The 18352-nt window shown below is 54.0% G+C and carries 19 protein-coding genes; 12 read left to right on the forward strand and 7 right to left on the reverse strand.

Annotation, left to right across the window (positions count from 1 at the left end):
• The first annotated feature begins 347 nt into the window (after nt 1–347).
• The gene (gene rep, locus OOT55_RS14210) at nt 348–2357 is read left to right on the forward strand and encodes a DNA helicase Rep (protein ID WP_265366507.1); all 2010 of its coding nucleotides are present in this window, start codon (nt 348–350) and stop codon (nt 2355–2357) included.
• A gap of 141 nt (nt 2358–2498) precedes the next feature.
• Here rep and OOT55_RS14215 read toward each other — a convergent pair whose 3' ends face one another.
• The 6 genes from OOT55_RS14215 to OOT55_RS14240 all read right to left on the reverse strand — a co-directional run bounded on the left by OOT55_RS14215 (nt 2499) and on the right by OOT55_RS14240 (nt 7223).
• Nucleotides 2499–2930, reverse strand: coding sequence for a c-type cytochrome (locus OOT55_RS14215; RefSeq protein ID WP_265366508.1), 432 nt, complete (start codon nt 2928–2930; stop codon nt 2499–2501).
• 126 nt (nt 2931–3056) lie between these two features.
• Nucleotides 3057–3746 carry a DUF3313 family protein gene (locus OOT55_RS14220; RefSeq protein ID WP_265366509.1) on the reverse strand — a complete coding sequence of 230 codons (690 nt, stop codon included), beginning with the start codon at nt 3744–3746 and terminating at the stop codon, nt 3057–3059.
• A gap of 86 nt (nt 3747–3832) precedes the next feature.
• Nucleotides 3833–5221, reverse strand: coding sequence for an alanine/glycine:cation symporter family protein (locus OOT55_RS14225; protein ID WP_416141006.1), 1389 nt, complete (start codon nt 5219–5221; stop codon nt 3833–3835).
• On the reverse strand, nt 5221–5445 hold the full coding sequence (locus tag OOT55_RS14230) for a DUF2007 domain-containing protein (protein ID WP_265366511.1): 225 nt from the start codon (nt 5443–5445) through the stop codon (nt 5221–5223). The genes OOT55_RS14225 and OOT55_RS14230 overlap by 1 nt, the downstream gene beginning before the upstream one ends.
• Before the next feature lie 26 nt (nt 5446–5471).
• Nucleotides 5472–6548 carry a sensor domain-containing diguanylate cyclase gene (locus OOT55_RS14235; RefSeq protein WP_265366512.1) on the reverse strand — a complete coding sequence of 359 codons (1077 nt, stop codon included), beginning with the start codon at nt 6546–6548 and terminating at the stop codon, nt 5472–5474.
• Between the two features lie 114 nt (nt 6549–6662).
• Complete coding sequence (locus OOT55_RS14240; protein ID WP_265366513.1) at nt 6663–7223, reverse strand: gamma carbonic anhydrase family protein; 561 nt, start codon at nt 7221–7223, stop codon at nt 6663–6665.
• A gap of 170 nt (nt 7224–7393) precedes the next feature.
• Here OOT55_RS14240 and prlC point away from each other — a divergent pair, with 170 nt between their 5' ends.
• The gene (prlC, locus tag OOT55_RS14245) at nt 7394–9451 is read left to right on the forward strand and encodes an oligopeptidase A (RefSeq protein WP_265366514.1); all 2058 of its coding nucleotides are present in this window, start codon (nt 7394–7396) and stop codon (nt 9449–9451) included.
• Nucleotide 9452: 1 nt separating this feature from the next.
• A complete protein-coding gene (locus tag OOT55_RS14250; RefSeq protein WP_265366515.1) occupies nt 9453–9701 on the forward strand; it encodes a YheV family putative zinc ribbon protein in 249 nt (82 codons plus the stop codon).
• Between the two features lie 207 nt (nt 9702–9908).
• Here the strand turns inward: OOT55_RS14250 and OOT55_RS14255 are convergent, their stop codons facing one another.
• Complete coding sequence (locus OOT55_RS14255) at nt 9909–10877, reverse strand: integron integrase (protein ID WP_265366516.1); 969 nt, start codon at nt 10875–10877, stop codon at nt 9909–9911.
• A 329-nt stretch (nt 10878–11206) separates the two neighbouring features.
• Between OOT55_RS14255 and OOT55_RS14260 the strand changes: the two genes are divergently transcribed.
• From OOT55_RS14260 to OOT55_RS14300, 9 genes are all read left to right on the forward strand, one after another.
• Complete coding sequence (locus tag OOT55_RS14260; protein ID WP_265366517.1) at nt 11207–11842, forward strand: DUF6988 family protein; 636 nt, start codon at nt 11207–11209, stop codon at nt 11840–11842.
• Nucleotides 11843–11883: 41 nt separating this feature from the next.
• Entirely contained in the window at nt 11884–12267 is a 384-nt protein-coding gene (locus OOT55_RS14265) for a hypothetical protein (RefSeq protein ID WP_265366518.1), read from the forward strand.
• Nucleotides 12268–12753: 486 nt separating this feature from the next.
• Nucleotides 12754–13695 (forward strand): hypothetical protein, encoded by a 942-nt coding sequence (locus tag OOT55_RS14270; RefSeq protein ID WP_265366519.1) that lies wholly within the window; start codon nt 12754–12756, stop codon nt 13693–13695.
• 94 nt (nt 13696–13789) lie between these two features.
• Entirely contained in the window at nt 13790–14677 is an 888-nt protein-coding gene (locus OOT55_RS14275) for a hypothetical protein (protein WP_265366520.1), read from the forward strand.
• 100 nt (nt 14678–14777) lie between these two features.
• Complete coding sequence (locus tag OOT55_RS14280; protein WP_265366521.1) at nt 14778–15137, forward strand: hypothetical protein; 360 nt, start codon at nt 14778–14780, stop codon at nt 15135–15137.
• Between the two features lie 886 nt (nt 15138–16023).
• Complete coding sequence (locus tag OOT55_RS14285; protein ID WP_265366522.1) at nt 16024–16473, forward strand: AAA family ATPase; 450 nt, start codon at nt 16024–16026, stop codon at nt 16471–16473.
• 403 nt (nt 16474–16876) lie between these two features.
• The gene (locus OOT55_RS14290; RefSeq protein WP_265366523.1) at nt 16877–17401 is read left to right on the forward strand and encodes a hypothetical protein; all 525 of its coding nucleotides are present in this window, start codon (nt 16877–16879) and stop codon (nt 17399–17401) included.
• A 64-nt stretch (nt 17402–17465) separates the two neighbouring features.
• On the forward strand, nt 17466–17861 hold the full coding sequence (locus tag OOT55_RS14295; protein WP_265366524.1) for a hypothetical protein: 396 nt from the start codon (nt 17466–17468) through the stop codon (nt 17859–17861).
• Between the two features lie 91 nt (nt 17862–17952).
• Nucleotides 17953–18303, forward strand: a complete 351-nt coding sequence (locus OOT55_RS14300; protein WP_265366525.1) for a hypothetical protein — start codon at nt 17953–17955, stop codon at nt 18301–18303.
• Nucleotides 18304–18352: the final 49 nt, after the last annotated feature.

The following is an 18352-nucleotide window of genomic DNA, read 5'->3' on the forward strand; positions in this document are numbered from 1 at the left end:
CAATTCCATGGTTCCTTTGGTATCGTTGGGGGCATCGCAGGGATTCATTGCGTTCAACCTTGACGCCACCGACCCGGCCGCGCGAGGCGATCGGGTTCTTGTTGATTATGACCCAATACTTATCAACCCTGACGGATCACACAGCATGAAGAAATCCGCGCCAATACAGGACTTTACACCACCTATACCCCATAATAAACCACTTTCGCGCGGAGCCAATGACCGCTGGCGCACTCGTGTCGGGCGGTGCGTCGGGGGCGCTTGCGCGCCGGTCGGGCCCTGATACAATGCCGGCCCCCTGTGTCAGCCACGCCTGATAATGCCACGCACTGAATTGGTGAGGTACTGTGCCCAAGCTCAACCCCCGTCAGAGAGAAGCCGTACACTATATTGATGGCCCCTGTCTGGTACTGGCCGGGGCGGGCAGTGGCAAAACCAGTGTGATCACCCGCAAGATCGCCTACCTGATCGAGCAGTGCGACCTGCCGGCCCGCCACATCGCCGCCCTGACCTTTACCAACAAGGCCGCCCGGGAAATGAAGGAGCGGGTCAGCTCGCTGGTCAAAGGCAGCGCCGCGAAGGGGTTGACCGTCTCCACGTTCCATAATTTGGGCCTGAATATCATTCGTCGGGAGTATAAAGCCCTGGGGTTTAAACCCGGATTTTCGATATTCGACGCCGAAGATGCCCGGGCCCTGCTCAAGGAGCTGTTGCTCAAAGACGGTGAATTGGACAGCGATCACCTCAACCGGGTTCAGCATCAGATTTCCAACTGGAAGAACGACCTGACCGATCCGGCCGAGGTATTGGCCATGGCCCAGAGCCCGGGCGAGCAGACCATCGCCCGGGTTTACGAGCGCTACAACCAGGCGCTCAAGGCCTACAACGCCGTGGATTTCGACGACCTGATCCTGATTCCGGTGCGTCTGTTCCAGGACCACCCGGACATCCTCGCCCGCTGGCAGCGCAAGATCCGCTACTTGCTGGTGGACGAATACCAGGACACCAACTCCAGCCAGTACCTGCTGGTCAAGTTGATTGTGGGTGTGCGCGGCTCGCTCACCGTGGTAGGGGACGACGACCAGTCGATCTACGCCTGGCGCGGCGCCCGGCCGGAGAACATGAGCCTGCTCAAGCAGGACTTCCCGGCCCTGAATGTGATCAAGCTGGAACAGAACTACCGCTCCACCAGCCGCATCCTGAAAGTGGCCAACCACCTGATTGCCCACAACCCCCACGAATTCGACAAGGCACTGTGGAGTGAAATGGGGATGGGGGATCCGATCCGGGTGATCCGCTGTGCCAATGAAGAGGCGGAAGCCGAGCGGGTGGCCACCGAAATTCTCACCAGTCGGCTGCGCTACCAGCGCAAGTTCCGCGACTACGCGGTGCTGTACCGGGGCAACCACCAGGCCCGGCTGCTGGAAATCAAACTGCAGCAACATCAGATTCCCTACAAAATCAGCGGTGGCTCGTCCTTCTTCTCCAAAACGGAAATCAAGGATGTGATGGCCTATTTGCGCCTGCTGGTCAATCCGGATGATGACAACGCCTTTTTGCGGGTGATCAACACCCCCCGTCGCCAGATCGGCACCAGCACCCTGGAAACCCTCGGGCGCTACGCCACCGAGCGCCACATCGGGTTGTTCAGCGCAGTGAATGAGCTGGGCCTGGAAAGTCAGCTCAACGACAAGGCGCTGGAGCGGTTGCGCCGGTTTGTGCACTGGATGGAAGGCATTCATCAGCGTTCCCACGGGGATAACCCCATCGGTGCCATCCGGGAAATGCTCGAAGACATGGATTACGAAGCCTGGCTGCACCAGAACGCCAGTACCCCCAAGGCCGCCGAGCGGCGTTGGGAAAACGTCCAGTATCTGGTCGAGTCTCTGGGCAAAACCCTGGAGCCGGGCGATGACGACGATGAGACCACCATCAAGGAAGCCATCGCCAAGCTGGTGTTGCGGGACCTGCTCGAGCGCCAGGAAGAAGAGGACGAACTCGACCAGGTGCAACTGCTCACCCTCCACGCGTCCAAGGGGCTGGAGTTTCCGCACGTGTTCATGGTGGGTCTGGAGGAAGACCTGCTGCCGCACCGGAACAGTATTGAAGATGGCAATATCGAGGAAGAGCGACGCCTGACCTATGTCGGCATCACCCGCGCCCAGAAAACCCTGACCATGACGCTGGCCCACAAGCGCAAGCAGTTCGGGGAAATCTTTGAAACCACACCCAGCCGGTTTCTGGAGGAATTACCGCCGGAGGATGTGGAGAGCGAAGGATTCGGTGAGCTCAGCCCGGAGAAGAATGTCGCCAAGGGCGAAGAGACGCTGAGCAGCTTGTTGGGGATGTTTGATTGAGGGTGTGGTGCCGAGGCTTTGGTGAATGACGCTTCGCTCCAATGCGTCGGACCGATCCACACCTTGCGGGCCGAGCGGAGTGTGACTTCCGTAGGGTGGATAAGGGGCAAAGCCCCGTCATCCACCGCTACCCGAGTCGACTTAACTGCTTTCTTCAACCATGTAATCGACGGTCGCCTGAATCTCTTCGTCAGAGCAATCGCTGCACAAGCCCATGGCCGGCATGGCATTGAAACCGTTGATGGCGTGGTCGTACAGTGTTTCGGAGCCCTTCTCAATGCGGCTGGCCCAATCATCGGCAGAGCCCAGCACTGGCGCACCGGACACGCCGGCGTCATGGCAGGTGGCGCAGGCCGAGCCGTAAATTTCTTCACCGGAGCGCGGTTCGCCACTGCTGGCACTGGCCACGGGCGCTGCCGCGCAGTCGTCACCGGCCATACACACCTTACCCACCGGGGCCAGGCGGCTTTCGATTTGTTTGGTCACGTTATTGGACTGAGCCACCGCCAGAGCGGAGAGCAGACCCAGACTGACAGCCAACAACAGGCCGATGCGTTTCTTCACTAGACTCACGGTGCTTCATCCTCGTTGTGAGAGGCAGTGCCTCTTTGGACTATTTGGGGCGATCACCGGGCAGACCCGGCTGATCGCGAGGGCGCATTATAGCCAGAAACCGTCGCTCAGGTGAACCGAAGACGGTCAGTCGGCGGGCTCGGGCACGGCCCCGGCGATCAGCAGGTAAACGGCCAGATTGCGGGTCCAGCGGTCCATCAGGCGACTGAAGTGGCGGTAATTGGTGACCCGGTTGGTCCATTCCATGGCTTGTCCGGCCAGGTTCTGGGTTTCCCGGTGGTCGATGAACTGGGCCAGCACCTTACCATTGGGGTCCACCAGCACCAGATCAAACGTGGCGTTGCCGGCTTCCCGCGTGTAATACCGGGTGATGGCGGGTTCACTGAGATCCGGGGCGTAGATGTTCAGGTTGCGCAGGGTCGGGCGGAAAATCACGTCGGCCTCTTCCCGGTTGGTCGTGATGGTGACACCGGTCTGCTCACTCAGCCCTTCGCGCAGCGCTTCGTCCAGAAAGCGACCGTAATCTTCGTAGATGCGATCCAGGTCCCGTTGAGTGTAGTCTCCACGTCGGTCGCGCAGCCAATAGTCGCTCAGCGCGACTTCGCTCGGTTCAATGTAGATGGTTGTTATCCGGGGCAGGCGCTCGCCGGGGGGGAGAAACACATGATCAAAATTGCCGGGTTGAGCCGAGCGCAATGAGTCGTCTGCCAGCGGCAGGGGCGAGTGTTGGGCGCAGGCGCCCAGCCAGAATGTCGCGACGGCCAGCAGTGCAGCCTTCGACCAGAAACGGAATGAGATAACGCGCCGATGTGTCATACAGACCTCCCCAATCCCACAGCAGTGATTACGCCATACTACGTCGGTTAGACGTCGCCCAGGGTGTATTGTTGCGTAAAAAACCGTTATGAATTTGTAGAAGCCGGCGCATGGTCGCCGTTGCGATGCCGGGCGAAGTAATCCCGGGCGGCCCGGTTCACTCGGGGGGCGAGCAGCAAGGCGGATACCATGGTGGGGATGGCCATGGTGGCATAGAGCCCGTCGATCAGCCCGATCACCGCGCGCAGGCTGACCACGCTGCCGAGCACCACCAGGGTGGCGTAAATCCAGATGTAATGATGTTGATGTTGGGCGCCGATCAGAAAGCCCAGACATTTGCTGCCGTAATACCAGAAGGTGAACACCGTGCTCAATGACAGCAGGGTGACCACCAGTACCAGCAGGTAGGCGCCGACGCCGGGAAAGGCGGTCTCAAAGGCCTCGGCGGTGAGTGTCACACCGTCAATACTGCCGTCCACTTCCCAGGTCCCGGTCACCAGTATGGCCAGCGCCGTGCAGGTGCACACCAGCAGGGTGTCGATCACCGGGCCCATCATCGCCACCAGGCCCTCGCGAATGGGTTCCCTGGTTTTGGCGGCGCCGTGGGCCATGGACTCGGTGCCGATCCCCGCTTCGTTGGAGAAGGCGCCCCGGCGCACGCCCATCAGAATGACGGTACCGATGGCGCCACCGGCGGCGGCCTCACCGCTGAAGGCGTCGGTGACGATCAGGTGCAGTGCGGCGGGAATTTCACCCAGGTATTGCGTCAGCAACAACAGGGTCATGCCCAGGTAAAGCAGGACCATGACGGGCACCATTCTCAGGGTGACTTTTCCCACGCGTTGAACATGCCCGGTGATGACCAACAGAACCAGGGCGGCGATGATAAGCCCCAGGGTGAGATCGAAGGTAAAGTGGCTGTTTTCACTGGCGAGCCCGGCAGGAATGGCCACCACATCGCGCAGGATCTGCACCAGTTGGTTGACCTGGAAGGCGGGCATGGTGCCCATCAACCCGGCGACGGCGAACAGCGCGGCGAGCGGCCACCAGCGTTTGCCCAAGCCTTCGCGAACGACGTACATGGGGCCGCCCTGGAGCTGCCCGCGGCTGTCTTTACCGCGAAACATGACGGCGAGGGAGCAGGTGTAAAATTTGGTGGCCACGCCGATGACGGCGGTGACCCACATCCAGAAGATGGCGCCGGGGCCGCCCATGGTGAGGGCCAGGGCGACGCCGGCAATGTTGCCGAGGCCCAGGGTGCCGGAGAGGGCGGTGCTCAGTGCCTGGGCGTGGGGGATGTCGCCTTCATCGTCGTGGTGGTCGTAGCGGCCACTGAGGATTTGCAGGGCGTGTTTAAAGTGCCGGTAGGGGAGGCCACGGGAGTAGGCGACGAAGAAAACGCCGCCCCCGACCAACAGTATTACCAGGGGCATGCCCCACATGAAGTTCGCAAATGCTGTAAATGCCGCTTCCATCATTCTGCTGCAAATTCCCCCGCCTCGTACCGTGCCAACACCTGCTTGGCCTGTTCAAACTGTGCTTCGTGCACCCACAGGGATACGGTGCTGGCCGCGGGCAGCTCACCGGCGGCTCCGGGTAAATATTCACCACGGATTTCGCACTCAATGCCCTCGGATTCGAGCAGCCCCTGAACCAGATGCGCCTCGATGTTGTTTTCCGGTAAATAGACCTCTTGCATGGCGCTCTCCTGTGGTGGATAGGGTTTCAGTCGGCGATGACCAACTGGTTATGTCCCTGGGTTTTGGCCTGGTACATGGCCAGGTCGGCCTCCCGGAGCAGTTCGCTCACCGGGTGCTCGCCCTGTCTGGACAGGGCCGCGCCTACGCTGGTGTAGACGGTGTAGGCGCGGCCATTGATTTCAAAGGGGGTGCGGAACAGGGCGAGAATTTTTTCACCCAGTGCCGCCGTGCTGGCTCGGGCGATTGCCGGTTCCCGGCCCAGAAACTGGGACACCACCACGAATTCATCGCCCCCGTAGCGGGCAATGGTATCGCTGTCGCGCAGGTGCTCCCGCAGGCGATCCGCCACCGCCACCAATAGCTGGTCGCCGCCATCGTGACCTTCAGTGTCGTTGATCTGTTTGAAATTGTCCAAGTCGAGGAAGAAAACCGCGCATTGCTCCCGTTGACGGCTGGCATTCGCCAGTGCCTGGGTGAGGCGGTCGTTCATCAGGCGGCGGTTGGGCAGGTCGGTGAGCGGGTCGTAGAAGGCCATTTCCCAGACGGTCTGCTCGGCTTTTTTCCGCTCGTTGATATTGCGCCCGGAGCCCTGAGCCCCCGCAAAGTCCCCTTCGGGTGTAAAGAAGACCCGGATGGCCACTTCGGTCCATATCCGGTGCCCCCGTTTGTGGCGCTGGGCCAGCTCGGCGACGGTGTCGACGTAGTTTCGGTGTTCACCGCGTTTGGCGGCGGCTACCAGTTTTTGCTGCAATTGCAGGGTAAACTCGGCGGATTCCGGCTCCAGAGCGTAGGTCATGGTCTGGCCCATCATCTCGTCCGGTGTATAGCCCAGCAGTTTGGTGACCGAGGGGCTCACGTAGGACAGGCGGCTCTGGGCGTCTACCACCCAGACAAAATCCGTCATGTTGTCGGTCAGTAACCGCAGGCGCTGCTCGCTTTCCTGGAGCTGCTCTACCTGGCGCCTCAGGCGGGCTTTCAACCAGTGATTGTGAATCAGCAATCCGATGGCAATTGCAGCCATCAGAGCCATTAACCAGGGGTCGATCCATGGCTGGAAGCCGCCCAGCGCGGCCCCTCCGGCGTTGGTCGGGTTGGATGTCATCGCGGGTCAGTCCTGCAGGTGTGACGTGAGCGCATCCGTTCATCGCGGGTGACTAGGTGTCCGCCGGTGCGATGGGGCCCCCCTGTAACTCTCACTCAATCACACAGTACAACATTAGACGGTTTCGTCTAAATACACATTTTTCAGTGTGACGTAGTTATCGGCTGAGTACCGGAAAAATTGACGTTCGGTTTCTTTCAGGGGACGAACGGGCTTACAGGGCGCCCCCATATAAAGGTAACCACTCTCCAGGCGTTTGCCGGGGGGCACCAGGGTCCCGGCGCCGATCACCACCTCGTCTTCCACCACGGCGCCGTCCAGAATGGTGGAGCCGATGCCCACCAGAATGCGGTTGCCCAGGGTGCAGCCGTGCAGGGTGACCGAGTGGCCCACGGTGACGTCATCGCCGATGGTGAGCGGGTAACCGTCTGGATTGAAAGGGCCGGCGTGGGTGATGTGCAGGCAACTGTTGTCTTGAATACTGGCCCGTTCGCCTATACGTATACGGTGCATATCGCCGCGAATGACCGCACAGGGCCAGACGGACGTATCACTGCCCAGTGTCACGTCGCCGATCACCACGGCGGCCGGGTCAACGTAGACGCGCTCGCCCAAGGTCGGAGCGACGCCTTGATAGCGGCGCAGGGCGGGTGAAGAGGAAGCAGAAGCGGTCATGGGTTACCTCATACAGTACATCAGACACGGAGCCTCGGCTGGAGCGGGCGTCTACCCGCCGCCGCGTAACGATGTATCATGGTAGCGTTCCGGGCCGCCGAGCGCGAATGTTCAGCGCGATGAACCCCGTTTTTTGAGTCACGCACACAGAGTTTTGGAGCGATAACGTTATGGCCAACCCCCTGCTGGAAACCCACGAACTGCCCCCGTTTTCAGCCATCAAGCCGGAGCATGTGGAGCCCGCCATTCGTCAACTGATTGAAGAGAATCGCGCGCACCGCGAACGGCTGCTGGCCGGGCTGAGCCAGCCGACGTGGGGCAACTTTGTCGCTCCGCTGGAGGCCGAAGAGGACCGTCTTGAGCAGGCCTGGTCCCCAGTGAGCCACCTGAACGCCGTGGTCAACAGCGAGGCTCTGCGTGAAGCCTACAACGCCAGCGTGGCGCTGCTGACCGAGTACAACACCGAAGTGAGCCAGGACAGGCGCCTGTACGAGGCCTTTCAGGCGATTGCCGACAGCCCGGAGTACGACGAACTGAACCAGGCTCAGCGCCAGTCCATCGATAACGCCCTGCGGGACTTCCGTCTTGGGGGTGTAGCCCTGGAGGGCGAGGCCAAAAAACGCTATGGCCAGATCAAAAAACGCCTGAGTGAGTTGTCCACCCAGTTCGCCAACAACGTGCTCGACGCCACCCAGGCCTGGTACAAACACTTTACCGACCCGCAGGATCTGGCCGGCTTGCCCGACTCCGCCCTGGAACAGGCCGCTCAGGCCGCCAAGCAGAAAAACCTGGAGGGCTATGTCACCACCCTGGACATTCCCTCCTTCCTGGCGGTGATGACCTACGCCGAGGACCGGGCCCTGCGTCGGGAAACCTACACCGCGTTTGTCACTCGTGCCTCCGCTGAAGGCCAGAAGGCCGATGGCAGCAGTGCCGCCCAGTGGGACAACACGGCGATCATCGACGAAACCCTGGCCCTGCGCCACGAGCTGGCTCAGTTATTGGGTTTTAACAACTATGCCGAACGCTCCCTGGCCACCAAAATGGCGGACAGCACCGAGCAGGTGATCAGCTTCCTGACCGAACTGGCAGAGAAGTCCAGACCCCTGGCGGAGCAGGATATTCAGCAACTGAAGCGCTTTGCGGAAAAAGAAGGCTGCACCGACCTGCAAGCCTGGGACCTGGCCTACTACAGCGAAAAACTCCGCCAGGCGGACTACGCCCTGTCCCAGGAAGACCTGCGCCCCTACTTCCCGGCCGAGCGGGTGATCAGCGGCCTGTTCGAGGTGGTCAAACGTCTGTACGACATCGACATTGTGCCGGTGGCGAGCTTTGATAGCTGGCACCCCGACGTGCGTTTTTATCAGATCTATAAAGACGGCGAACACATCGCCGGCTTCTACTTCGACATCTTCGCCCGGGAAAACAAGCGCGGTGGTGCCTGGATGGCGGATTGCCGGGTACGTCGCCAGACCGACCGCGGTGTGCAGCGGCCGGTGGCGTTCCTGACCTGCAACTTCACCCCGCCCGTGGGCGAGACACCTTCACTGCTCACTCATGACGAAGTGACCACCCTGTTCCACGAATTCGGGCACGGCCTGCACCACATGCTCACGCAAATTGACGTGGCCGCCGTCAGTGGCATTAACGGTGTGGCCTGGGATGCGGTGGAGCTGCCCAGCCAATTCCTGGAAAACTGGTGCTGGGAGCCGGATGTGGTACCGCTGATTTCCGGCCACTACAAAACCGGTGAACCGCTGCCCAAGGACCTGCTGGACAAACTGCTGGCGGCGAAGAACTTCCAGTCCGGCATGCAGATGGTGCGGCAACTGGAGTTCTCCCTGTTTGACTTCCGCCTGCACGCGGAATACGACCCGGCGAACCCCAAATCTCCCCAGCAATTGCTGGACGAAGTGCGCGACCAGGTGGCGGTCATCAAGCCGCCGGCATTCAACAAGTTCCAGAACAGCTTCAGCCACATTTTTGCTGGCGGCTACGCGGCGGGCTATTACAGCTACAAATGGGCCGAAGTGCTCTCCGCCGATGCCTTCTCGCGGTTCGAGGAAGAAGGCATCTTCAATCGGGACACCGGCGAGAGCTTCCTGAAAGAAATCCTCCAGCAGGGCGGCAGCCGCCCGCCAATGGAATTGTTCGTCAACTTCCGCGGCCGCGAGCCCAGTATTGCGCCACTGCTGCGCCACAGCGGCATCGACGAGGAGGCTGCCTGATATGACCTTCAGCAAAACGCCCCGGTTTATCGCCGGGGCCGTCTGCCCCCGCTGCTCCGCCATGGACCGCCTTCGCGTGTACAACGAAGACGGCAAAGACTACCGCGAATGCGTCGACTGTGGCTTCAAACAGGAACAGCACATCCAACCCCAGGTGCGCGAAATCGAAACCCGCGTCAACACCAGCCAAGAGGAACGCAAAGCCCAGGAGCAAGTCGTCAAAATCCTCTCCCCGGACGACAATACCTAAACCGACCTTGCCGTAGGGTGGATAAGCCGCGTAGCGGCGTCATCCACCTCAATCAATCTTTTCTAAAAACTTGCAATCCCCACCCCGCCTGCTACCTTACCCAAACAACCAAATAAGCCCCGTTGCCACATGCTCTCTGAAATACTTTCTACCAAGAGAATATGTCGCACTACGGGCGGTAGCGTGCCTGAACGCCCTTGTGGCACATTAATCCACCAAAGTGTCGAGCGGACTACGCGTCCCCGCATAGTGCTGCCCCAGCACATGGGTATAAATCTGCGTGGTCTTCACATCGTTGTGGCCCAATAGCTCCTGCACGCTGCGTATGTCATAGCCGCTCTGTAGCAAGTGGGTGGCGAATGAATGGCGAAAGGTGTGGCAGTTCACTTTCTTCCCGGTGACCCCCGCCGCCTTTACGGCACGCTGCAAAGATTTCCGTATAACGGTTTCATGGAGGTGGTGGCGGCAGGTGACACCCGTGAAGGTGTGCTGACATAGCGCTGACGATGGAAAAACAAACATCCACGCCGGCATCCGATAGCCGCTAGGGTACTTCTTCCCCAGTGCCCCTGGAATAGAGGGGCCGATGCCGTGAGCATTGTCACTTTCCTGAACGGCCAAAGCGACCTCAATCTGTTGTTTAAGTGCCGGGACAGCAGACTGGCTCAGCAACGTTTGCCGATCTTTGTTGCCTTTCCCGTCGCGCACGGTAAGCGCCAGTCGGTCGAAGCAGACATCCTGAACGCGCAGACGCAAGCACTCCGTAATTCTTAACCCACTGCCGTATAGCAGGGAAATGATAAGTCGGTCCCTCTCAGGCAGTTGGCGTAAAATCTGGCTTACTTCACGCTTTGTCAGCGTAGTGGGCAGGTGGCGTTGCTTGGTTGCCAGCTTGAAATCGAGTTCGCCCAGCTCTACTTTGAGGACTTTATGGTAGAGAAACACCAACGCATTCAATGCAACTTTCTGCGTATTGACGGCGACTTCTTTTTTAACGGCAAGCCAGGTAAGAAACTCTTTGACTTCATTGGCGCCCATCTTTGTGGGATGCTCTTTACCATGGAATATGATGTAGCGGTAAATCCAAAACAAATAGGTCTTCTCGGTTCTAAGGCTGTATCCGCGCAACCGGATCTCACCACGAACCATTTCCAAAAAGGGGCTTTTTCGCGCCATATGGATGTCCTCCTTGAATAGAGCATAATATATGTATATATGTACAGTATATTTTGCCGATGCGCAAATGTAATGCTCGTATTGTCTTTCTTCTATGCTCGTTTTTCGAGGAGAGAAGTTAAAAAATCTAATTAAAACAGTTGGTTACGTTTTCGGCTTGGAAGATTATCGCGCATGCGCCAGAATGATATTGCGCATGCGCGAATTTCTCCTGAATGAGAAATGCAGATTTGTTAAAAACCATTTGAGAATCAATAATCTATCCTCTGTTTTTAATTTACTATCTTGGGATTAATAGCGCGCATGCGCGATATACAAATGTTAAAACTATGAGTCTACTGCCTAATTTCAGAAATATGCTCGCATTCATAGACCCAAAGGTCCATGAGTTTGCGAGCGCTGACTCTCAGCGTAGCGCGGTAGCCGGAGCATTATATGATGTCGCCAACGAACACGCTAAGGGTATATGTACCTTACTCGAAAACCATCACTACGCTTCTGCATTCGCTTTGACGAGATCATTGTTTGAGACTTTCGTTCGCGCCGCATGGATACTACACTGCGCGACTGATAAGGAGTTCAATACTTTCGTAACTAAAGACAAGATTGAGTTAGAGAGCAAAGAACGTTTCACCTTTGGTGAAATGGTAAAGGCAGTAGAGAAGGCTAGGGACTGGCCGGATACTTTATCCGGGATCAAGGACCATGCTTGGAACGCTCTAAATAGTTATGCACATGGCGGTCAGCTTCAAGTAACCCGGAGGTATGATGGCGTTACAATTCAGCCGCATCACGATCCCGAGCAAGTCGATGAGATAGTGCGATTTTCTGCAATGCTTACATTTTTAACTTTTAGTGAAATTGCAGAAATATCGGGGAGCGAAGAAATGCATGTGCACGCCGAAGCTCTATACAAGAAGATTAGCCCTTGGTGTTTTAACAAAGCGCTCAAAAATGACGCTTGAAAAGCAGCGCATTTTAGCGCGGCGTTAGGCGATAAAGACGTATGAGTATTGAGCCACTAGCCGTCAAATATGAAGAATCAGCTCATCCTATAGCAGGGAGCTGGCGGCCAATCTTTCGAGAGGTAGTCAAGGCGTTTGCAGAGGATGATTTTGAACTTTCCCAAGGAGTCGCTGGAGTGGCGCTAGTTGACCCTAGCATTGCATCCCAAAACCGAGCATATGTTAGAAACTATGGCGAGCTTTTGGTGGAGTTGCCGGAAGATACATGGGCTACATCATGCGCGCAGTGGATGGGACAACATTGGGAGGTTTTAGTTGACCTATATACCGAGGGCGAGGGAGCTAGCGATTTAGTTTTAACGGGCTACATGAATGAACTGAACGGAAAGCCACAATTTACAGTGGGGCTTATCTATGTCCCGTAGCACTTTCGAACTTCGACGCCTAACCAACCAAAGCAGTGGGACACATTTTTGCTTCGCTGCGCTCAAAACGCAAAAATCTGCCCCTGTTTGGGGGCGTTATTGGGCTCTGATTGAAAAGCGATTTTCAAGGTAAGTTGGTAGCATGAAGTCCGCTGCCAGTAGCAAGTCTACCGGCATCAAAGCAAGGGCAGCGCGCCCCGGTCCTGCAGTTCCGTTCCTGGCGGCTTCGGCAAATACAACAGCACCGGCAACATCACAGCGTTCTTCGTGGTGTGCCACTAAGATAATAATTTGGGCCGGGAAACTCAGCATTCTTTCCGGCGTACTTTTCTGAGCTCAAGCGAAGCTAGGCGGTAGCGTGTCTTGCAGGTAGCCCAATAACCATGCAATCAAGTACGCTCCCTTCGGTCGCCGGACGCTCGTAAACTCGCGCCGCTTATTGCGGGCGTTAAGCATCTATTATTCACTCGGAGGTTGGGGTCGCTAATGGCTGATAAGGACTTATTAGTACTTGTAGGCGCCGGTGCGTCCTTTGGCCAACATGATAAGTTCAAACCTCCTTTAGGAGCCCGCTTAGCCGAGCACTTGCGGAGAAAAGATAGCAGGTTCTCGGCCATAGAGAATTTCACAAAAGTCAAGTGCGGTGAGGATTTTGAAGAATGGATCTCGAAAATCGAGAATTGCCCTGAGGCATTCACTGGTTCGGTAGCCGTAGTATCCCATTTCTTTAGGCAGTTCAAGCAGGTGCACAAAAGATCTCGATATTATGACCTAATATCAATAATCGGCGCTAAGAATATGCAGCGAGCTTCCTTCGTCTCTTTGAACTATGAGTCACTTCTAGAAATAGCCCTTCGCCGAAATGGCTATGTATTGGACTGGGGGTCTTGTTCTATAAAAGGTGATAGATTTAATTCATCAAAGGTAGGTGAAAAAGTCCCATTCTATAAGCCTCATGGCTCGGCGCACTTTATCGCGCTTCTCGGAAGCGGTCCTGCAACCCCACAGGCAACGACTCTTGACCTCACATCCCAAATTCATATGGAAACGGATGTTGTGGATCCAACCTCTATGGTTTTTCATGAAAATGTCCTGTCGGTAATTAGCGCCTACGAAGCTGAGAAGCGCAACCCATTTAATAACCGTTTCGTGGATGAGATTAGGGAGTCGACGCTGAAGACTGCTAAGTCATCGAAAACTCTACTGGTTATCGGGGTTAGATATATACCGACAGATGCATTTTTGCCGAAGGTTTTTGGTTCCGCTTTTAAGCCAGGACTACAAATTGGATACGTCGGTAGTTTGACTGATTTTGAGGGTTACAAGGCTGAATTTGAGAGTGAAGATGTTTTAGTGTCTCATCTTGGGGAATATTTCGATGGATCGTGCTTGCAGCGGATAGAAGAGTTCCTTGAGTGCAGGATGTGACTATAAGTCAATGCTTAACCAGTGTGTCAACGGGACCGGTTCTCCGCTGGCGCTCCAAACCGGCCCGTTACACAGACGTTATGAGTTTCTGTAGATGACCAAGCAACGTAAGCCATATCGAAGTAAAAAGCGTGAAGAACCGCGAGTACTTCACGCAACTGGATTTCTTGGCGACTCGGGAGAACCGCCCTCAGAATCACTCACTGGCAGTTTGACCTACCGAACGGCGGGTCCGAGCTTAATGGAAATATTTGGAGGGTCAACTCGACTAAACGAGGAACGAATATCGAAAACCTTCCACAAGGAAATCGTTCGAATCGAAAGCAGTATAAATTTTCAGTATGAGCTTGCCTCTCACTATATGTGGCTTATAAATGCGCCGATTGGTGTGCGTATAAACGAAGTAAATGACATATTGACTCCATGCTTTCATAAGTCAATGATTGGCCTCACGACGGCGTTTTATCTCAACAGGCAGGGGCTTTGGGGCGCCGCGCGGCCTCTAATACGACATGCTTTCGAATCTCTTATAGTCGCCAAGTATTGTTCAGTTAACAATGATTCGGAGATTTTCGATAAATGGGTTGATGGGCTCGGTATATATTTTACTAATGGTATTTTGAAGAAGATTGAGCATCCTTCAACTGAAGAGTTCTCTCGCTTTTGGGGCTTAATGTCAGAGTATTCTCACTCAACAGTTTATGCCTTGCAGCCAGATTTTAATTTCGATGACTATAGGGACGACATTGACCTTAACTTTGTGTTCATCGAAATAATGCTTGAGTGTAAGTATCATCTTCTAATCTCACATATTATTACAAGTGACATGAAATACTATCAGGACAGGTATAAGGACAAAGAGCGCGCGAGCGAGCTGAGAAGGTTGCTCACCGCCAATTACTCTGAGGCGAAGAAAGGTATGGCTAAGGGATCCCGCTGTCTCATAAAGGACTACCGATGTTCCTGGAAAATCAACTCATAACCAGGCCAATCACGGCGACAGCTTTTTCGTTACGGCTTCGCCTTCACTACAAAGCTGCGCGTGTTGGCGGCGTTATGTGGCCGACCAATCGGAGAGTTCAATGAAGGTATTTGCCTCTGTGTTGCTATTGTTGGCGAGCGTGAATGTGCTAGCGAACAAAACGTATACATGTACTTTTGACTCGTTTAGCGATAATGAAGGAAAGCATGATAGTGATCTCTCGCTAACTTACCTTTTAGACGAAGATGCCGAGAAGTTCTACGTGATTGGCAACAATGGAAGAGGTGAGGTTATACACATCTTTCGTGGTGACGCTAGGTCATTTATAGAAGTCACAGGTACAGGAAATGTTATGGTCACGACCATTACACCTGAATTAAGGGCAGTTCATTCACGGAACTCTGTCATGTTTGGCGAGCTTATTCCGTCGCAATATTACGGTAAGTGTGTTGTTGAGTAGTCCACATAACCAGACGTACCAGTTCGCCGTCGCAAGCGGCGGCAGGACGCTCGCAAGCTCGCGCCTCTGTACGCGGCGTTATGTGGGTAGACACATCCGAGATTATGGGTAGTCTCTTTTTGAGCGTGATAGTGTAATAGTCAATGTAAAGGACGAAAAAATGGCAAGAATAATTGAAGAGAAGCTTCAACACTGCAGAAAATGTGCAAGGACTACAAAACATCACCGTAACAACAGCAAGTCAAGCGGTTTCATGCTTCTTGTTCATCTTGTGCTGACAGTGGTTACTTTTGGCGTATGGCTAGCTTTAGTTACTGTTTGGAAAATTTTAAACGCACAGATTGGTGGCTGGAAGTGTAGTGAATGTGGCAGCTGAGAGGCACATAACAATCGGCTGTTGTCGCCCCTTCGGGGCTGGGACGGCCTTTTCGCCGCTGCGCGGCTACAAGCCCGCCCCAAAGCCGGGCGTTACATTCTTCGAAGCTTACTATAGCCATGTACAAAATAACTTTTCACAAGATCGTATGGGAAGAAAATCCAAATAGCTCCACAGACGAGCTCATTGAACAAACGTTACTCTATTTTGATATAGATTTACCATTCCCTCCGTATCCGGGGTTGGAAGTACTCGATTCTATATATGAAGGTCTAAAAGACTTCAATTCATCGGCTTACAAGCAATTTGAGTCTGGCATGATAACTGAAGTCTCTTGGCTGAATGACGAGAAACGATTTGCCTGTTTCACTGAGGATTTATGGCCAAACCATCCAAAGAATCGTTTAGAATTGAATTACTCTCAGCTCATAGATAAATACTTAGAAATTGGGTGGTACGAGTGAGCATGTGTAGAAATAGAGCGATGATTCACCGACAATGAAAACTCATATGATTCTGGCCCAAGAGTATGAAGAAGTGATTGATGCGATCAAGAAACATTTATATCCTCGGAGAAAATACTTGATCGCTATAGATGGGTATCCTGGAACTGGTAAGTCGAGCCTCTCTAGATTCTTGGCCTTTAAATTGGAAATGCCTGCAATAGAAACTGACTTACTTAGAGTTCTTGAGGAAGAACAGCCTTCCTACCGTTTAGGTGAATTGCGCAACCTTATACAATCTCGCCATGATCAAAATCGTCCAGTTATTGTAGAGGGAATATTCACTTTGGACACTCTCGATAAGATCGGACTTGTACCAGACTATCTAATATACGTTGATAATTCTGAGGCAAATTGCGGCTATTCTCTTCGGCATTCTATGCCTGAATACCTTGAGAAATACAAACCACATGTACTTGCAAGCTATGTCTGCAACACTGATTTCATTAAAATGTAACAATGCGTGCCAATACACCGCCGCAAGCGGCGGTGGGACGCTCGTAAACTCGCGCCCTTGCACGCGGCGTTATGTGTAATCGATAATGGTACAAATTTACCTTAAATTGAATGATGAAGGTACGCCGGTTTGGCGGCCGGTTGAGGCCTCTGAGAATTCAGATGGCACCTATACAATATCCGAAAATGTGTCGGTTCCTGACGATGAAAAATGGGAGTTTGGACCAGGAGAGAGAGTGGCATGTAAATGGCAAAGGCTTTCTGGTGAAACTCCAGTTTTAGTTGCATATGAGCTAGCGTAATGCCAATACACATAACCATGCCATTAAATTCGCTCCCTCCGGTCGCCGGACCTCGTTTCACTCGGCCGTTTATGGCGGGCGTTAGGCTAAAAAGGAACTTCAATGAAATATTTGACCGTAGTGGTAATGGCGTTGATTTCATTAAACGCTAACGCAGAACCAGTTGGAGACTGTAAAGGAACCCCTAGTTCAGCAGTAACGTCTTTGCCGGAGCCGCTAAATAAGTGGGGACAAATAGTCTGCACACCATACGGCCACATCATAACAAACAAAGAAGGTTGGATTTGGTCAAACCCTGGAAGCTATAGCCCTGTAATGATTCCATCTCAAATAGTCCGCGATAATCCAGAACCACTCGCTAACGAATCATACTTTACCAAGATAGAAATGAGCGAAGTATCAGGCAAAGAGGCTCAAGAATCAGTGAATCTATTTGAAAAGGGTTTTGATACATCCGAGAGCATGCCCAGTGTTTACTCCCTTAATGTCACTTCTAGTTCAGGTAAGTCGCTTGATTTTAAGTTCTTTGATTATGGTAATTCTCAGTGGGGTATGTGGTGCAACAAAGAGTGCGATCCAAATTCGAAGTTCATGCTATTAAATATGGCCAAAGAGCCTAACCAGTAAAGGCACAGGACGCAGCAAAGCTGCGCCCGTGCTTTAGACGTTATGCAAAATGCGGTTGTAGCGAATGAAAGGAAAAGTAAAAGGAATAGCCATTTTTGCCTTCGTAATAGTCGGCGCTTATTGGCTAATAGATAGCGAAATTAATAAAATCGGTGAATGGCCGGAGTCAATTGTAGAAAACAACTATGAATTCTGCACTCTCGCTACGATTAGCTTGTGCAATGGAGGGGACTGGCTCGGGATATATGAATCTGAGCTCCCTGAATTCTCCACGGTTAGCAGGGTTTCTACCAGAGCGGATCCTCGGAGTGTGCTATGTCAGCCTATTGGAGACCCGCCCTCCAGCCAAAAGCACCGCATAGTGGCCACACAGGGAGGCGACGAACTGTGGCTCTGCAGGCTCAAGCCTAAGGAAGAGTTATTGAACAGTATTGATAGCCTCACTAAGGGCGTCGAATAAATGCATAACCAACCAAGCCAGCGGACATATTTTTGCATCGCTTCGCTCAAAGCACAAAAATATGCCGCTGCTCAGGGGCGTTATGTGAGTCATGAATAGAGAGCAGGCAAAACAGAAAGTAGAAGCTTCTTTAGCTCTCGGGTGCTATACGGCTGCTCCTTGGGTAGAATACCGGGAAGCGTATATTGCAGAGAAGGCGGCTGATCTGATCGCGTGCATTATTCAACCTGTTTCAGCTACGGTTGTGGCCGCTTCTTTCCCGGAGTGCAGTTTTGCGGAATACCAAGAATCAAAGGTATGGGCTATTGCCAAGTCCGGGGATAACTGGCTCCTCACCTTGGAAGGGAAGCCTGATTTTGCTCTAGGGTTTGGCAGTGATCCAGCGAGCATAGAGATGCTGGGATTTTCTTCAGCGGACGCACTTGGAGAATGGCTTGGATAAATCACATAACCAAGCGCAGCACTACACAGCCTTCGGCTGTCGGACGCTC

This window comes from Marinimicrobium sp. C6131 (assembly GCF_026153455.1).
GTDB lineage: Bacteria > Pseudomonadota > Gammaproteobacteria > Pseudomonadales > Cellvibrionaceae > Marinimicrobium.

Bases quoted from the DNA above. Each gene is read 5' to 3' on its own strand.
- OOT55_RS14220 (WP_265366509.1), bottom strand. From the start codon at position 3,746: ATGACACATCGGCGCGTTATCTCATTCCGTTTCTGGTCGAAGGCTGCA.
- OOT55_RS14225 (WP_416141006.1), bottom strand. From the start codon at position 5,221: ATGGAAGCGGCATTTACAGCATTTGCGAACTTCATGTGGGGCATGCCC.
- OOT55_RS14230 (WP_265366511.1), bottom strand. From the start codon at position 5,445: ATGCAAGAGGTCTATTTACCGGAAAACAACATCGAGGCGCATCTGGTT.
- OOT55_RS14235 (WP_265366512.1), bottom strand. From the start codon at position 6,548: ATGACATCCAACCCGACCAACGCCGGAGGGGCCGCGCTGGGCGGCTTC.
- OOT55_RS14240 (WP_265366513.1), bottom strand. From the start codon at position 7,223: ATGACCGCTTCTGCTTCCTCTTCACCCGCCCTGCGCCGCTATCAAGGC.
- prlC (WP_265366514.1), top strand. From the start codon at position 7,394: ATGGCCAACCCCCTGCTGGAAACCCACGAACTGCCCCCGTTTTCAGCC.
- OOT55_RS14250 (WP_265366515.1), top strand. From the start codon at position 9,453: ATGACCTTCAGCAAAACGCCCCGGTTTATCGCCGGGGCCGTCTGCCCC.
- OOT55_RS14255 (WP_265366516.1), bottom strand. From the start codon at position 10,877: ATGGCGCGAAAAAGCCCCTTTTTGGAAATGGTTCGTGGTGAGATCCGG.
- OOT55_RS14260 (WP_265366517.1), top strand. From the start codon at position 11,207: ATGAGTCTACTGCCTAATTTCAGAAATATGCTCGCATTCATAGACCCA.
- OOT55_RS14265 (WP_265366518.1), top strand. From the start codon at position 11,884: ATGAGTATTGAGCCACTAGCCGTCAAATATGAAGAATCAGCTCATCCT.
- OOT55_RS14270 (WP_265366519.1), top strand. From the start codon at position 12,754: ATGGCTGATAAGGACTTATTAGTACTTGTAGGCGCCGGTGCGTCCTTT.
- OOT55_RS14275 (WP_265366520.1), top strand. From the start codon at position 13,790: ATGACCAAGCAACGTAAGCCATATCGAAGTAAAAAGCGTGAAGAACCG.
- OOT55_RS14280 (WP_265366521.1), top strand. From the start codon at position 14,778: ATGAAGGTATTTGCCTCTGTGTTGCTATTGTTGGCGAGCGTGAATGTG.
- OOT55_RS14285 (WP_265366522.1), top strand. From the start codon at position 16,024: ATGATTCTGGCCCAAGAGTATGAAGAAGTGATTGATGCGATCAAGAAA.
- OOT55_RS14290 (WP_265366523.1), top strand. From the start codon at position 16,877: ATGAAATATTTGACCGTAGTGGTAATGGCGTTGATTTCATTAAACGCT.
- OOT55_RS14295 (WP_265366524.1), top strand. From the start codon at position 17,466: ATGAAAGGAAAAGTAAAAGGAATAGCCATTTTTGCCTTCGTAATAGTC.
- OOT55_RS14300 (WP_265366525.1), top strand. From the start codon at position 17,953: ATGAATAGAGAGCAGGCAAAACAGAAAGTAGAAGCTTCTTTAGCTCTC.